The organism is Stenotrophomonas sp. STEN013, assembly GCF_056760355.1.
Map to the genome: position 1 here is coordinate 882,940 of NZ_JBRREO010000001.1, position 15,162 is coordinate 898,101.

12 protein-coding genes are annotated in these 15,162 nt (G+C 67.7%); 5 read left to right on the top strand and 7 right to left on the bottom strand.

Annotated elements, in window-relative coordinates; all coding sequences use genetic code 11:
• Genes ACVOMH_RS03925 through ACVOMH_RS03940 form a run of 4 tightly spaced genes read right to left on the bottom strand, consistent with a single transcriptional unit; the run spans position 1 to position 3,541 of the window.
• Entirely contained in the window at positions 1 to 603 is a 603-nt protein-coding gene (locus ACVOMH_RS03925) for a response regulator transcription factor (protein WP_057505847.1), read from the bottom strand.
• Complete coding sequence (locus ACVOMH_RS03930; RefSeq protein ID WP_481551114.1) at positions 600 to 1,802, bottom strand: sensor histidine kinase; 1,203 nt, start codon at positions 1,800 to 1,802, stop codon at positions 600 to 602. Before ACVOMH_RS03930 ends, ACVOMH_RS03925 begins: the two co-directional genes overlap by 4 nt.
• A gap of 39 nt (positions 1,803 to 1,841) precedes the next feature.
• Positions 1,842 to 2,636, bottom strand: coding sequence for an ABC transporter permease (locus tag ACVOMH_RS03935; protein WP_481551115.1), 795 nt, complete (start codon positions 2,634 to 2,636; stop codon positions 1,842 to 1,844).
• Positions 2,636 to 3,541: an ABC transporter ATP-binding protein gene (locus tag ACVOMH_RS03940; protein ID WP_481551153.1), complete on the bottom strand. Its 906-nt coding sequence runs from the start codon at positions 3,539 to 3,541 to the stop codon at positions 2,636 to 2,638. The genes ACVOMH_RS03935 and ACVOMH_RS03940 overlap by 1 nt, the downstream gene beginning before the upstream one ends.
• 204 nt (positions 3,542 to 3,745) lie before the next feature.
• Between ACVOMH_RS03940 and ACVOMH_RS03945 the strand changes: the two genes are divergently transcribed.
• The 5 genes from ACVOMH_RS03945 to ACVOMH_RS03965 all read left to right on the top strand — a co-directional run bounded on the left by ACVOMH_RS03945 (position 3,746) and on the right by ACVOMH_RS03965 (position 11,526).
• Positions 3,746 to 4,987: an efflux RND transporter periplasmic adaptor subunit gene (locus tag ACVOMH_RS03945; protein WP_481551116.1), complete on the top strand. Its 1,242-nt coding sequence runs from the start codon at positions 3,746 to 3,748 to the stop codon at positions 4,985 to 4,987.
• A gap of 189 nt (positions 4,988 to 5,176) precedes the next feature.
• Complete coding sequence (locus ACVOMH_RS03950) at positions 5,177 to 5,863, top strand: ABC transporter ATP-binding protein (RefSeq protein WP_481551117.1); 687 nt, start codon at positions 5,177 to 5,179, stop codon at positions 5,861 to 5,863.
• An 83-nt stretch (positions 5,864 to 5,946) separates the two neighbouring features.
• Complete coding sequence (locus ACVOMH_RS03955; protein ID WP_054660219.1) at positions 5,947 to 7,107, top strand: ABC transporter permease; 1,161 nt, start codon at positions 5,947 to 5,949, stop codon at positions 7,105 to 7,107.
• Between the two features lie 10 nt (positions 7,108 to 7,117).
• Positions 7,118 to 8,425 carry an ABC transporter permease gene (locus ACVOMH_RS03960; RefSeq protein WP_096144903.1) on the top strand — a complete coding sequence of 436 codons (1,308 nt, stop codon included), beginning with the start codon at positions 7,118 to 7,120 and terminating at the stop codon, positions 8,423 to 8,425.
• Between the two features lie 245 nt (positions 8,426 to 8,670).
• Positions 8,671 to 11,526: a TonB-dependent receptor gene (locus ACVOMH_RS03965; protein ID WP_481551118.1), complete on the top strand. Its 2,856-nt coding sequence runs from the start codon at positions 8,671 to 8,673 to the stop codon at positions 11,524 to 11,526.
• A 79-nt stretch (positions 11,527 to 11,605) separates the two neighbouring features.
• Here ACVOMH_RS03965 and rarD read toward each other — a convergent pair whose 3' ends face one another.
• The 3 genes from rarD to ACVOMH_RS03980 all read right to left on the bottom strand — a co-directional run bounded on the left by rarD (position 11,606) and on the right by ACVOMH_RS03980 (position 15,160).
• A complete protein-coding gene (gene rarD / locus ACVOMH_RS03970; RefSeq protein WP_481551119.1) occupies positions 11,606 to 12,508 on the bottom strand; it encodes an EamA family transporter RarD in 903 nt (300 codons plus the stop codon).
• A complete protein-coding gene (gene yedA / locus ACVOMH_RS03975) occupies positions 12,505 to 13,404 on the bottom strand; it encodes a drug/metabolite exporter YedA (RefSeq protein WP_481551120.1) in 900 nt (299 codons plus the stop codon). Before yedA ends, rarD begins: the two co-directional genes overlap by 4 nt.
• A gap of 103 nt (positions 13,405 to 13,507) precedes the next feature.
• Positions 13,508 to 15,160, bottom strand: a complete 1,653-nt coding sequence (locus ACVOMH_RS03980) for a M28 family metallopeptidase (protein WP_481551154.1) — start codon at positions 15,158 to 15,160, stop codon at positions 13,508 to 13,510.
• Positions 15,161 to 15,162: the final 2 nt, after the last annotated feature.

Sequence of the window (15,162 nt, forward strand, 5' to 3'; positions counted from 1 at the left end):
CTACAGCCAGCCTTTCTGCCGCGCGAGGCGATACGCCTCGATGCGGTTGGCCACGCCGAGCTTGCCGATGCATTCGGACAGGTAGTTGCGCACCGTGCCGTGCGACAGGCCGAGCTGTTCGGCGATCTCGTTGGCCGAGCGGCCTTCGCCGGCCAGTCGCAACACCTGGCGCTCGCGGTCATTGAGCGGATCGGCTTCGGACCACGCTTCGACCGCGAGCTGCGGATCGATCGCGCGGCCACCGCGCTGCACCTGGCGCAGGGCCTCGGCCAGCTTCTCGGCCGGAGCATCCTTGAGCAGATAGCCCTGCACGCCGGCATCCAGCGCGCGGCGCAGGAAGCCACTTCGCGCGAAGGTGGTGACGATCACCACCTTCACCGGCAGCCCGTGGCGCTGCACGCGCTGGGCCAGTTCCAGCCCGGTCAGTCCCGGCATCTCGATATCGGTGACCAGCACATCGGGCGTGAGCCGCTGCAGCTCCCGCCAGGCGATCTCGCCATCGGCCGCGGTGCCAATCACTTCGATATCCGTCTCCAGGTTGAGCAGCGCCGACAACGCGCCGCGCACCATCGCCTGGTCCTCGGCCAGCAGGATGCGGATCATGCGCGGACCTCCCCGGCCGCGGCTGCGTCAGGCGGCAACGGTGCAGCATCTGCCAGCGGCAACGACGGCGTCGTGGCAGTGACGGGAATGCGCACCTTCAACCGTGTTCCCTGCCCCTTGGGCGAATCGATCCGCAGCTCGCCCCCCAGCGCCAGTACCCGCTCACGCATGCCGGCCAGGCCGTTGCCATTGGCCGCCACACCGCCTCGGCCATCATCGACGACCTCCATCCACACCGCGCCGGGCTCGCTGTGGATGGCGATCTGCGCCGCATTGGCCTGGGCATGCCGGGCGATATTGGTGGCCGCTTCGCGCAGGATCATCGACAGCCCCGCCTCGATCCAGGCCGGCATCGGCGGCGGTGGCGAATAGCGCAGATGCACATGCGAGGACTCCAGCAGCAGATGCGCCGACGCCAGTTCGGCGGCCAGATCGGCGGCGCGGAATCCGGTGACCGCACTGCGCACCTGTGCCAGCGCATCCCGGGCGATCTGCTCGGCCTCGGCCAGCTCGCGCTGCGATCGCTGCGGGTCACGCTCGAACAACTTGCGCGACAGCTCCATTTTCAACGTAATCAATGACAGGGTATGGCCGAGCAGGTCATGCAGATCCCGACCGATGCGCTCGCGCTCGGCGGTAGCGGCCAGGCGGCGCACCTCTTCATGCGAGAGCCGCAGCGCGGCGTCCTTCTCGCTGCTGGCGCGCTCCACGTTGACGATGATGCCGATGATGACCGCCAGCACCGGCACCCAGGCAACGGTCTGCCACGGGTAGCCGATCCACGAGGCCAGCGCCACGAACACCACGTTCAACAGCAGCACTTCGATCAGGTAGCGACCGGTGCCGATGGCGCGGTTGGCCCGCAGCATCACGCAGCCGAAAATGAAGTAGCTCAGACCGGACGGATAGACGCGCAGCAGTACCATCGACAACACGATCATTACCAGCGCGAACAATGGCGCGCGGCGTCGTGGCGCCAGCAATGCCATCGCGTACAACAGAAGGAACAGCGGATAGGACCACAGCGTGATCAGCGCCCAGCGCACGGTGTAACCGCCGCCGAACATCGGCGTGATGAACACCCACACCGTCCAGAACAGATGGACCGCGTCGATCCAGGGCCATTTTCCGAGCCTGAGGTTGTCGGCCACCACCGAATCCGGGGCCGGCGCAAGCCAGGCGGGGAGAAGACGGGACATCAGCGGACGGCTCCGGTTGCAGTGCGGGCCATGATGCCATCAGCCATGACGGTGCAGACGCCACGCCGCCAGCAGCGTCACCGCGACAGTGAACACCGCCAGCCATGCCACATGCGGCCAGGTGCTACCCGTATCGAAGCCGAGCGAGGACTGGGCGATCAGGTTCAGGTGATGACTGGGCCAGATCGGCGCCAGCGTGCGCAGCAGCGGCGGCAGCATCGACAGCGGGAACCACAGCCCCGACAGCAAGGCCATCGGCAGGTACAGCAGGTTCACCAGCGCCGGCGCGGCATCGCCCTTCACCCGCGTGCCAATCAACAGACCCAACGCGCAGAATGGCAACGCGCCCAGCACACAGGTCACGGTCAGGCGCAGCACCTGGGATGCCGACAACGCCACGCCCGCGACCAGCACCGCCAGCACCTGCAACAGCACCCCGATCATCAGCGCCATCAGCATCGCCATCACCATCTTGCCGACGAGGTAGGCGGCCGGTGGCATCGGCAGCGCACGTTTGAGCCTGAGCAGGCCGTTGCCGCGCTCCAGCGCCAGCGATACGCCAAAGCAGAACAGGCCGGGCGCCATCACCCCGAAGGTGGAATAGGTGCCCAGCAGGAAGCGCGGCCCGTCAGCGGAATGGCCGAAACCCAGCATCACCGCGAACATCAGGTAGAAAGTGGCGGGGAACAGCAGCGAGGGCAGCACGAAGCCGGGGCTGCGCAGGTAGCGCAGGCATTCGGCGCGCGCCTCCTGCAGATAGGCACCGAGCAGGCGCCGGCCGGACATGGCGGGCACGGTACGCGTACCGGCCAGGATCGAAGAGGAGGTGTTCATCAGGCCGCCTGTGCGTGGGGGTGGGTGAGATCGTAAAACGCCTCTTCCAGTCCGGCCGGTTTGACCTCCAGCGCGGACAGGTCCGGATCGGCAGCAAGCAGGCGCCGTACCACCGCCTCCACCTGGTCGCAGGCCAGATGCAGGCGGTCGCCCTCGCGCTGGGCCTGGCGCACGCCCGGCCAGCGTGCGACCTGCGCGGCATCCAGCTGCGACTGGCAACGCACCGTGCGGACCAGCACGCGGGCCCGCAGGGCCGCGACGCTGCCGTCGCTGACCACCTGCCCACGCCGCATCACGCAGATGCGGTCGGCCAGTTGCTCTGCCTCTTCCAGATAGTGGGTGGTCAGCACCACCGCCGCACCCTCGTCCACCAGGGTGCGCACCGTGGCCCACAGCCGCTGCCGCGCGGGCAGGTCGAGGCCGACGGTGGGCTCGTCCAGAAACAGCAGGCGCGGCCGGCCACAGATGGCGACGGCGAACTGCACACGTCGCTGCTGGCCTCCGGAAAGTCTTCCGTAGCGACGTTGCAGCAGGTCCTCGATACCAGCCAGCGCCGCACATTCGTCCACGGTGCGCGGCATCGGGTAGTAGCTGGCCGACAGCCGCAGCAGTTCCGCCACGCTCAGAGTTTCCGGCAGCTGGGCGTCCTGCAGCATCACCCCGATATTGCGCCGTGCCGCCAGTTGCTGCGGATCGTCACCGAACAAGTGCACCTGCCCGGCATCGGCGCGCAGCAGGCCCAGCAGCAGGCCGATGGTGGTGCTCTTGCCGGCGCCGTTGGGCCCGAGCAGCGCCAGCACCTGTCCGGCATGCAGGTCCAGGTCCACGCCATCCAGCGCCGCCAACGCACCGTAGCGTTTGTACACACCACGCAGGCTGGCCAGCACTTCCTTGCCCTGCTCCATCACCATCACCTCCAGGCGGAATGGCGCCACGGTAGGCGCGACACGCCGATGGCGGCAGTCCCGGCGGTCAGGCAAAGCAGGTGACACCCGTCACCTGTGCCGCCGCTGCCGGCTGCCTATGCTTGGCTCCAGCCCTGACCTTCCCGTCGCACCGGTTTGGGGTACCTTCCGTCACATTCCCCGTCACGCGCCGTCTTCTCCCACATGAATGCATCTGCTGAACTGCTGAAGGAACTCCGCATCGACCGCTCCGCGCCGCCGCGCGGCCCCTCGCCATCACGGCGCTGGTGGTGGGTGGTGGCGGGTCTGGCGCTGCTGCTGGCCCTGGCCGCGGGCATGTGGTTGGGGCGCAAGCCGGCACTGACGGTGGACACCGCGCTGGTGCTTGCCATGGCGCAGAACGGCAGTGGCACCGCCTCGGTGCTCGATGCCAGCGGCTACGTGGTCGCACGGCGCATGGCCACCGTCTCGGCCAAGATCACCGGCAAGGTGCGTGAGGTGATGATCGAAGAAGGCATGCGCGTGGAAGAAGGCCAGGTGATGGCCACGCTGGATCCGATCGATGCCAATGCGCAGCGCAGCCTCAGTGCCGCACAGCTGTCAGCCGCACGCAGCCAGATCGGCGGCCTGCAGGCACAGCTGCGCCAGAGCGAGACCGAAGTCACGCGCCTGCACTCCCTGGTCGGCCAGCAGCTGGTGTCACGCTCGCAGTACGACCAGGCCGTGGCGGCCCGCGACAGTCTGCGTGCGCAGTTGGCCACCGCCCGCCACAACGCCGAGGTGGCGCGCGACGCGCTGGCCATCGCCGACCTGGGCGTGGACAACAACATCGTGCGCGCGCCGTTCTCCGGCGTGGTCACCGCCAAGGCCGCGCAGCCCGGCGAAATCGTCTCGCCGCTGTCGGCCGGCGGCGGCTTCACCCGCACCGGCATCGGCACCATCGTCGATATGGATTCGCTGGAAGTGGAAGTGGAAGTGGGCGAGGCCTTCATCGGCCGCGTGCAGCCGAAGATGCCGGTGGAGATCGTGCTCAACGCCTATCCGGACTGGAAGATCCCCGGCGAGGTGATCGCGATCATCCCCACCGCCGACCGCGGCAAGGCCACGGTGAAGGTCCGCGTAGCGTTGAAGGTGAAAGACCCGCGTGTGGTGCCGGAAATGGGCGTGCGGGTGAGCTTCCTGGAGAAGGCCGCGCCGGCTGGAACCGCGGCCCCCAAGGGGGTACGGGTACCGGGCGCGGCCATCGTGCAGCGTGACGGCAAACCGACGGCATTCGTGCTGCAGGCCGACAACACCGTGCGGGCGCAGGCCGTGCAGACCGGCGCCACGCTGGGCAAGGACAAGCAGGTGCTGGCGGGTCTGGGCGTGGGGCAGACGGTGGTGCTCGATCCGCCGGATGCCTTGAAGGATGGCGACAAGGTGGCGCTGGCGGGCGCGGACAAGTAAGCGCCCTGCCCGCTGGCCGGGCGTATCCGCTGCGGTGCCGGGAATCACGCGCTGATTGTGCTGCAGGTTTTGTATGAACCGCCTGTGCGCTCCAGCGCGGGGCGGCCCTTGCCGTCGTTCCACGCCGCCGTGCCCTGCACCTGCCAGGTGGCAGGCCCACATTCCTTCCGTCACTGCTGAGGTCTACCCATGAGCCCCCTCGTTTCCTTGCGCAACATCACCAAGACCTATCAGCGCGGCCCGGAGAAAGTGCAGGTGCTGCAGGGCATCGATCTGGATATCGCGCGGGGCGACTTCGTCGCGCTGATGGGTCCGTCCGGTTCGGGCAAGACCACGCTGCTCAACCTGATCGGCGGGCTGGATGCGCCCAGCGGCGGCGAGATCAACATCGAAGACCAGCGTATCGACCAGCTCAGCGGCGGCCAGCTCTCCACCTGGCGCAGCCACCACGTCGGCTTCGTGTTCCAGTTCTACAACCTGATGCCCATGCTCACCGCGCAGAAGAACGTGGAATTGCCATTGCTGCTGACCGGCCTCAACGCCAGCGAACGCAAGCGCCGCGCGCAGATCGCGCTGACCCTGGTCGGCCTGGCCGATCGCCGCGACCATCGCCCCAATGAACTGTCCGGTGGCCAGCAGCAGCGCGTGGCCATCGCCCGCGCCATCGTCTCCGACCCGACCTTCCTGATCTGCGACGAGCCCACCGGCGATCTCGACCGCCAGAGCGCGGAGGAAGTGCTGGGGCTGCTGCAGCTGCTCAACCGCGAACATGGCAAGACCATCATCATGGTCACCCATGACCCCAAGGCCGCCGAGTACGCCACCCACACCGTGCATCTGGACAAGGGCGAGCTGGTCGACGCCCCGGTGCACTGAAGGAGCCCGGTCATGAAAAAACAACACCAACGGTCTTCGTTATGGCGCAGCCGCCCGCACGGTGGCGCACAGGCAGGTACGCCATGAAGTACTTCTCCCTGATCTGGGCGCAGCTGTTCCGCAGCCGTACGCGCACCCTGTTCACGCTGCTGTCCATCGTCACCGCGTTCCTGCTGTTCGGCATGCTCGATTCGGTGCGCGTGGCCTTCGCCAGTGGTGGCAGCAGCGTGGCCGGTGCCAACCGGCTGGTGGTCGCCTCGCGCCTGTCCATCACCCAGTCATTGCCGATCCGGCTGGAATCGCAGATCCGCCAGGTGGAAGGCGTCGACGATGTCACCTATGCGATGTGGTTCGGCGGCATCTACCAGGACCAGAGGAACTTCTTCCCCAACTTCTCGGTGGCACCGAACTACTTCGACCTGATGACCGAATTCGATATCCCCAAGGACCAGGTCGAAGCGTTCCGCACCACCCGCACCGGCGCCATCGTCGGAGACTCCCTGGCCAAGCAGTTCGGCTGGAAGATCGGCGACACCATTCCGCTGCAGGCCACGATCTTTCCGCGCGGCGGCAGCAACGACTGGCCGTTGCAGCTGGTCGGCATATTCAAATCCAGGAACACCGCCACCGCGGCCAACGAAGAACGCCAGCTGATGATGAACTGGAAGTACTTCGACGAATCCAACGACTACATCAAAAACCAGGTCAGCTGGTACACCGTGCGGCTGGACAACCCCGACCACGCCTCGCGCGTGGCTCAGGCCATCGACGCGCTCTCGGCCAACTCCGACCATGAAACCAAGAGCCAGACCGAGTCGGCGTTCCAGCAGGCTTTCATCAAGCAGTTCGCCGACATCGGCATGATCGTCACCTCGATCATGGGTGCGGTGTTCTTCACCCTGCTGCTGCTCACCGGCAACACCATGGCGCAAGCGGTGCGCGAGCGCGTTCCCGAGCTGGCGGTGCTCAAGACGCTCGGCTTCAAGGACGGCACCGTGTTGATGCTGGTGATGGTGGAGTCGGTGCTGCTGGTCGGCCTCGGCGGCGCTACCGGTCTGGGACTGGCGGCGCTGGCGCTGCCGGCCATGGCGCCCAAGACCATGGGCCTGCTGCCGCCGGTGGTGCCGGGACAGACCTGGGCGATGGGTGCGCTGCTGATCGTGCTGATCGGGCTGGTGGTGGGCGTGTTGCCGGCGCTGCGCGCCAAGCGCCTGAAGATCGTCGATGCACTGGCCGGGCGCTGAGGAGAACGAGATGAGGAAATTTCTTGCAAATGCGCTGGTCATCGTCCTGCTGGCCATCGGCCTGGGCATCTGGATCGCGCTGCCCTGGGTGGGCGTGGCCGGCGTGGCGATCGTGCTCGCAGGGTGGCTGCTGCTCACCCGCAGCGGCCGGCTGGCCCTGGCCGCCACCCGAATCGGCCTGGCCAGCCTGCCGCAGCGCTGGGGCGCTTCCTCGGTGATCGTCATCGGCATTGCCGGCGTGGTCGGCGTGCTGGTGGCGATGCTGGCGATGGGCCAGGGCTTCCAGGCCACACTGCAAGCCACCGGCAATGACACCACCGCCATCGTGCTGCGCGGCGGCTCGCAGGCCGAAACCAACTCGGTCATCACCCGCGAGCAGGTGCCTCTGCTGGAAACCCTGCCCGGTGTCGCGCGCGGCGACAACGGCCGCCCGCTGGTATCGCCGGAGCTGTCGCAGGTGGTCAACGTCATCTCGCGCAGCGACGGTACCGACGTGAACGCGCAGTTCCGCGGTGTCGGCGAACAGGCCTGGGCAGTGCATGACAAGGTACGCATCGTCGAAGGGCGCCAGTTCGGTGCCGGCCTGCGCGAGATCGTGGCCGGTCGCGGCGCGCAGAAGCAGTTCCGCGACCTGGAAGTGGGCCGCACGCTCAACCTCGGCAACCAGACCTGGACGGTGGTGGGCATCTTCGAATCCGGCGATGCACACGAGTCCGAGCTGTGGACCGATGCGCAGACCTTGGCCGCCACCTACAACCGCAGCGCCTGGCAGTCGATCACGGTGCGTACCGAGGGCAGGCAGGGCTTTGCGACCTTCAAGGCCGCGGTCGAGGCCGATCCGCGCCTGAAGCTGGATGTGGAGACCACCGCCGACTACTACCGAAAGCAGGGCGGAAGCCTCAACGGACTGCTCAAGGTGCTGGGTACGGTGATTGGCGCGATCATGGCGGTGGGCGCGGTATTTGGCGCGCTCAACACCATGTATGCGGCGGTGGCCACGCGGGCGCGGGAGATCGCCACGCTGCGCGCCATCGGCTTCCGCGGCGTGCCGGTGGTCACCGCGGTGATGCTGGAGACCATGCTGCTGGCGCTGCTGGGCGGCCTGCTGGGCGGGGCGGTGGCGTGGCTGGCGTTCAACAACTTCACCGTTTCCACGCTGGGCAACAACTTCAGCCAGGTGGTGTTCCAGTTCAAGGTCTCACCGCCGCTGCTGTGGAGCGGGCTGAAATGGGCGCTGGGGATCGGCCTGGTCGGTGGCCTGTTCCCGGCGTTGCGTGCGGCGCGCTTGCCTATCACCACCGCCCTGCGCGAGACCTGAGGGCTGCGGGCAGCGTCGCGGGAACCGCCGTTGCCCGCGCTTCGGCCGGCCCGTTGACAGTGCCATGGCGGAAACCCTCCCTTCACGCATCTATCCGTTTGGTCCATGATGCGCGCCCGCCTAAGTCCTGGCGGGCAGCGCATCTGTGTGAGCGGATGCTGCGTCCCTCCCCCAACGGTGATGCATCTGTCATGGCGCCCCTCGCGGGCGCTTTTTTTCGTAGTTAGAAAGGAAGTCTGAAAGCGATGTATCTGAAGTCAAAACCGCTGCACACCGCCATTGCCCTCGCATTGGCCAGCAGCTGCACCCCGGTTGCGTTCGCGCAGGACGCCACCGACGCCCCGGTCACCCTGGACCGCATCGAGATCACCGGTTCGCGTATCCGCCAGGCCAATGTCGAGACCGCCCAGCCGGTCATCGCCCTGACCCGCGCCGAAATCGAGAAGAAAGGCTACGTCAACGTCGCCGATATCCTGCAGGACGTCACCGCCGCCGGCGCGCCGGCGCTGAGCCGCGCCTCGGCGCTGTCCTCCGGTCGCGACTACGGCGGCATGTTCGTCAGCCTGCGCAACCTCGGTCCCGAGCGCAGCCTGGTGCTGATCGACGGTCGCCGCATGGGGGTCAGCGCCGGCGGCTACTCCGACGTCGGCTCGATTCCCTCGGCCATTGTTGAACGCGTGGAAGTGCTGACCGACGGCGCCTCGGCGCTGTACGGCTCTGACGCCATCGCCGGCGTGGTCAACGTCATCACCCGCAAGAACTTCGATGGCGGCACCGCCAGCGCCTACGTCGGCCAGTACGGCGAAGGTGATGGCCAGAAGCGCGCCTACAGCGCGACGTTCGGCAAGACCTATGACCGCGGCTGGTTCAGCGTCGGCGCCGAAAGCACCAAGGAAGATCCGGTGCTGGGCGGCGCGCGCGAGTTCACCGCCTATCCTAATGGCCCCTATCACCCCACCGATGGTCTGAACGGCACCACGGCATGGGGCTCGGTCACCGTCGATGGCAAGGTGCTCAGCGTCGGTCCGGGCGGCGATCCGTCGAAGAAGGAGAACTTCAAGCCGGTCGACCGCGCCACCTATGCCAACACCAAGACCAACATGACGCTGCTCTCGGCGCTGGAACGCAAGTCGGCCTTCGCCAACGGCGGCTTCCAGATCACCGACGACCTGCGCGTGGTCGCCGACGTGCTCTACAGCGAGCGCGATTCGGTCAAGCAGCTGGCCGGCTACCCGTACTCGGTATCCCAGGCGCAGGCCAACAGCGGCGCGCGTGCGGCCCTGTCCAAGGACAGCGCGTTCAACCACTGGGGCAAGGACGTGCTGTTCTCGCACCGCACCGAGGAGTTCCCGCGTGCGACCAACAACAGCCTGACCACCAAGCGTGCCAGCGTGGGCCTGGAAGGCAGCTTCGAGACCGGTTCGCACTTCTGGGACTGGAACGTGGGCTACATGTTCAACCGCAACGAGGGCGAGCGCCGCACGCTGCAGAGCATGTACCAGCCGAACGTCAACAACGCGGTCGGCGCCTCCTTCATCGATGCCAATGGCGTGGCCCGCTGCGGCACCGTCGGCAACGTGATCGAAGGCTGCGTGCCGTGGAATCCGCTGGCACCGATGGGCAGCAACAGCCCCGGTTCGCTCAGCGGCGACCCGGCCGTGCGCGACTACCTGTTCAAGAGCTTCGTCGACGATATCCGCAGCACCACGAAGGTGTTCAGCGCCAATATCTCCGGTTCGCTGTTCTCGCTGCCGGCCGGTGACGTGATGGCGGCGATGGGTGTGGAACACCGCAGCGAGGAAGCCAGCTACACCCCGGACCTGATGGTGCAGAACGGCCAGATCGCCGGTACCAGCGGCAAGCCGACCGCCGGCGACTACAAGCTGGACGAGGTCTATCTGGAACTGCAGGTGCCGCTGCTGGCGGATCTGCCGTTCGTGCGCGAGCTGTCGATGGACGTGGCCGGTCGCTATTCGGACTACAACAACTTCGGTGGCACCACCAACGGCAAGTTCGGCCTGAAGTGGAAGCCGGTCGACGAGCTGCTGGTACGCGCCACCTACGGCACCGGCTTCCGTGCGCCGACCGTGGACGACCTGTACGGCGGCACGGTCACCACCCGTGACCGCATCACCGATCCGTGCGACCGCGCCTTCGGCGCCGCCGCGCGCAATGCCGAGGTCGCCGCCCGCTGCACCGCGGCCGGCCTGGGCAACGACTTCCGCCAGAAGACCGGTGACGGCGAACTGGCCACCACCTCCGGCGTACAGGCCGTGACCGACTTCACCTCCGGCTCCAACCCGGAGCTGAAGCCGGAAACCGCCAAGACCTGGACCGTGGGCCTGGTCTACAGCCCGGACTTCGTATCCGGCCTGGACCTGAGCCTGGACTGGTGGAAGATCCGCATCGACAACGTGATCGTTGGCGAGTCGGCCACCGACATCCTCAACCAGTGCTACGTGCAGGGCATCACCTCGGCCTGCAGCCGCTTCACCCGCTACACCTCGGGCACCAACAAGGGCCAGGTCAGCGGCATGAACCGTTCGTTGAACAACGCCGGTTACCAGGAAACCGCCGGCTACGACGTGGGCATCCGCTACCGCCTGCCGGAACTGGCGATCGGCCAGGTCTCGCTGCGCTGGAACACCACCTATGTGGACTACCTGTCGCGCAAGAGCGACAACGAAGCCACCACCCCGGTCGACCAGTACACCGGTTGGGGCGGCAACTTCCGCGTGCGTTCGAACCTCACCGCCGACTGGCAGTACGGTGATCTGGGCGTGAGCTGGACCACCCGCTACTACTCCAGCATGAAGGAGAAGTGCTCCTACGATCTGGACGGTGGCCCGGAGTGCAACCTGCCCGACTTCCAGTCGCCGTACACGGACATGCAGCCGAGCAAGCAGGTCGGTTCCAACACCTTTCACGACCTGCAGGTCCGTTATGCGCTGCCGTGGGACGGCACTGTGTCGCTGGGCGTGAACAACGTGTTCGAGCACGCGGGCCCGATCATGTACAGCGGCCCGAACAGCAGCTTCACCTACTACGGTGGCTTCGACATCGGCCGTTTCATCTACATGAAGTACCAGCAGCGTTTCTGATCCACCGCGCTGTGAGTTGACGGAGCGGCGCCCTGCGGGGCGCCGTTTCCGTTTCAGCGGTGGCGCAGGCCGCGATGCCTCACGCCCGCGAACGGGCCCTGGTCGCGGCCCGCAGTCCGGCGAACGCGAACACCGCCAGACCCGCCCAGATCAGACCGAAGCCGACCAGCTGGCGGTGCTCGAACGCCTCACGGAACACCAGCACGCCGACCAGGAACTGCAGGGTGGGGGCGATGTACTGCAGCAGCCCGACCACCGTCAGCGGCACCCGCCGCACCCCGTAGGCGAAGGCGATCAGCGGGATCGCGCTGACCGCGCCGGCCAGCACCAGCAGCGCATCGTTGCCCCAGCCCCAGCCGGAGAGGAAGCCGCCGCCGTGGCCGCTCTCGGCCCACAGCACGTAAGCCAGCGCCGGCAGCACCATGAACAGGCTTTCCACGCCCAGCCCGGCCACCGCTTCGACCGCCACCAGCTTGCGGATCAACCCGTACAGACCGAAGGTGACCGACAAACCCAGCGCGATCCACGGCGGCCGCCCGCTTTGCCAGGTCAGCCAGGCCACGCCCAGCGCGGCCAGCGCCACCGCCAGCCACTGCAGCTTGCCCAGCCGTTCGCCCAGCACCACCACGCCCAGCACCACGCTCAGCAGCGGGTTGATGAAATAGCCCAGGCTGGTTTCCACCACGTGGCCGGCATTTACCGCCCAGATGTACAGGCTCCAGTTGGCACCGATCAGCAGGCTCGACAGGCCCAGCAGCCAGAACCGCCGTGGCGTGGCCCTGACCTCGCGCAGCCAGCCCCAGCCACGCACCAGACCCAGACCGCCCACCAGCAGCACCGCGCTCCAGACAATGCGGTGGGCGATGATCTGGAACGAGGGCACGTCCTTGAGCAGATGCCAGTACAGCGGGAACAGGCCCCAGATCACAAAGGCCAGGGTGACAGCGAGCAGGCCGTTGCGGTGGTCGCCGGTGGTGTTCATGCGCGGCGGATCCGGGCCAGGGTGATGACCACGACGCCGGCCAGGATCACCGCCATCGCACCGATATCGGCGCCGCTGAAACGCTCGTGCGCGATCCACGCGCCCAACGCCACGGCGATCACCGGATTGACGTAGGCATAGCTGCTGGCCAGCACCGGGCGCACGTTGTGCAGCAGCCAGACATAGGCGGTGAAGGCGATGATCGACCCGAACACGGTCAGGTAGCCCACCGACAGAACGCCCTGCAGCGTGGGCAGCGCGTCCATCCGCTCGCCGCGCAGCAGGCCGCCGGCCACCAGGATCACGCCGCCGCACAGCATCTGCCCGGCGGCGGTCATGAACGGCGATGGCAGGTCGCGTCCGCGCGACCAGATCGACCCGGCGGCCCAGCCCAGCGGGGCGATCAGCAGGAACACCAGTCCGTGCGGGGTGGCGGTCAGGCTGCTGCCGGCGTTGAGCCACAGCACCCCGGCAAAACCAATCGCGATGCCCAGCCATTCACCGCCGGTGGCCTTCTCGCCGCGCAAGGTGGAAAACAGTGCCATCCACAGCGGCACCGAGGCCACCGCCACCGCCGCCAGGCCCGAGGACACTTCGCGTTCTGCCATCACCACCATGCCGTTGCCCAGGAACAGCAGGCACACACCCATCACCGCCAGCGTCGCCCATTGCGCCCGGGTCGGGGCGGCCACACCGCGCCAGCGCAGCAAGGCATAGAGCACGCTGCCAGCCACCACGAAGCGCGCACCGGAGATCACCGACAACGGCGGCAGGCCGCTTTCCAGGGCCAGATGGATGCCCAGATAGGTCGAGCCCCAGACCACGTACACCAGCAGCAGGGCGAGGACGACAAGACCACCGCGCGGGGCGGGCCGTGCGGAAACGGGAGCGGACATGGGCAGAACCGGCGGGGGACCGCGCCATTTTAGGCCACCACCGGCCCCCCACTGCTACCGCTGCCGCAACGCCGGGTTGCAACAGCGGCGCAGGGATGGGCGATCAGCGCCGCGCCGCGTCGCTGGCCTCACGTGCGGCCTCGAACTCCGCGCCCGGCTGCCACTGCGGCCACTGCCGGCTGTTGGCCAGTTCCAGCCCCAGGTCGTAGACCAGCAGCGTGTCGGCGGCCAGCCCGCGTGCATCCCACTGCGGCGACCACGCATCGCAGGCCTGGTGGTAGCAGCTGGCGAAGTAGGCATCGCGCAGCGCGCGGCCGGCCGCCACGCCACCGTCGCGCTTGTCCAGCCCCGCCCCCACGGTGATCGCCGGCACGCCCTTGCGGGCGAAGGCGAAATGGTCGGCACGGTAGAAGAAACCGGCTTCCAGATTCGGATCGGGCGACCAATGGCGGCCACGCGCCTTGGCCACGCGGTCGATATCCTGCTCGAGCGAGACGCGGCCATTGCCCCAGGTGGCGATATCGGCGGTTTCCCCGTCCGGGCTGAACATCTCGATGTTCAACACCGCCGCGGTGGTTTCCAGCGGCGCCAGCGGATGGGCGGCGTAGTAGCTGGCCCCGAGCAGGCCTTTCTCCTCGGCGGTCAGCGCGATGAAGTACAGCGTGCGCTGCGGCCGTGGGCCGGCGGCGAACACCCGCCCCAGCTCCAGCAGCGCGGCCACGCCGGTGGCGTTGTCGATCGCGCCATGGCGCACGGTCTGGCCGCTGGCGTCGGGCTGGCCGATGCCGAACGCATCCCAGTGCGCGGAGAAGATCACCGATTCGTGCGGATGGCTCGCGCCTTCCAGCCTGGCCACCACGTTGCGGGTCACCACCGGCTCGCGCTTGAGTTTGAAGCTGGCCGACAGGCGCGCATCGCCCAGCGCCACCGGCCGGAAATCGGCGCGCATCGCCTTGCGCTTCTCGGCCTCGAAATCCAGCCCGGCAGCGGTGAACAGCTGCTCGGCCAGGTTGCGCTGCATCCAGCCACGCAGCGTGGTGTGCTGCGCCATCGCCTCGGCCTGGCTGCGCTGGATGTCAAACAGCGGCGAGGTGCCCGACGCCTTCACCGTCGCCCACGGATACGCCGCCGGAGCGGTCTCGTGCACGATCAGCACGCCTTCGGCGCCCCGGCGCGCGGCCTCCTCGAACTTGTAGGTCCAGCGGCCGTAGTAGGTGACCGCGCGGCCATCGAACGCCCCGGCCATATCGGCCTCGAAATCGGCGTCGTTGATCAGCACCACCGCGATCTTGCCGCGCAGGTCCAGGTCCTTGTAGTCGTCCCACTGGCGCTCGGGCGCAGTGATGCCGTAACCGACAAACACCAGCGGCGCATCGCGCACCTCCACGGCCGCCTGCGGGCGCAGGCTCTGCAGGGTCACGTCCTCGCCGTTGACCAGTTTCCGCGCCGTGCCACCGAGCCTCAGTTGCGCGGTGACCGGCCCGTCGACCTGCGCGCGCACCAGCGGCACGTTCTGCACCCAGCCCCCGTTTTCGCCGCCCGGCTGCAGACCCGACGCACGGAATTGCTCGACCAGATAGTCCACCGTGCGCTGTTCGCCGGCGCTGGCCGGCGCGCGGCCCTCGAATTCGTCCGAGGCCAACACCCGCACGTGCCGGGACAACGCTGCAGCATCGATGCCGCCGCCGGGAAGGTCGTTGGCCGCATGGGCGATGCCGCCGGCAAACAGGCACGACGACAACAGCAGAATGCGCATCG

Bases quoted from the DNA above. Each gene is read 5' to 3' on its own strand.
- ACVOMH_RS03925 (WP_057505847.1), bottom strand. From the start codon at position 603: ATGATCCGCATCCTGCTGGCCGAGGACCAGGCGATGGTGCGCGGCGCG.
- ACVOMH_RS03930 (WP_481551114.1), bottom strand. From the start codon at position 1,802: ATGTCCCGTCTTCTCCCCGCCTGGCTTGCGCCGGCCCCGGATTCGGTG.
- ACVOMH_RS03935 (WP_481551115.1), bottom strand. From the start codon at position 2,636: ATGAACACCTCCTCTTCGATCCTGGCCGGTACGCGTACCGTGCCCGCC.
- ACVOMH_RS03940 (WP_481551153.1), bottom strand. From the start codon at position 3,541: ATGGAGCAGGGCAAGGAAGTGCTGGCCAGCCTGCGTGGTGTGTACAAA.
- ACVOMH_RS03945 (WP_481551116.1), top strand. From the start codon at position 3,746: ATGAATGCATCTGCTGAACTGCTGAAGGAACTCCGCATCGACCGCTCC.
- ACVOMH_RS03950 (WP_481551117.1), top strand. From the start codon at position 5,177: ATGAGCCCCCTCGTTTCCTTGCGCAACATCACCAAGACCTATCAGCGC.
- ACVOMH_RS03955 (WP_054660219.1), top strand. From the start codon at position 5,947: ATGAAGTACTTCTCCCTGATCTGGGCGCAGCTGTTCCGCAGCCGTACG.
- ACVOMH_RS03960 (WP_096144903.1), top strand. From the start codon at position 7,118: ATGAGGAAATTTCTTGCAAATGCGCTGGTCATCGTCCTGCTGGCCATC.
- ACVOMH_RS03965 (WP_481551118.1), top strand. From the start codon at position 8,671: ATGTATCTGAAGTCAAAACCGCTGCACACCGCCATTGCCCTCGCATTG.
- rarD (WP_481551119.1), bottom strand. From the start codon at position 12,508: ATGAACACCACCGGCGACCACCGCAACGGCCTGCTCGCTGTCACCCTG.
- yedA (WP_481551120.1), bottom strand. From the start codon at position 13,404: ATGTCCGCTCCCGTTTCCGCACGGCCCGCCCCGCGCGGTGGTCTTGTC.
- ACVOMH_RS03980 (WP_481551154.1), bottom strand. From the start codon at position 15,160: ATGCGCATTCTGCTGTTGTCGTCGTGCCTGTTTGCCGGCGGCATCGCC.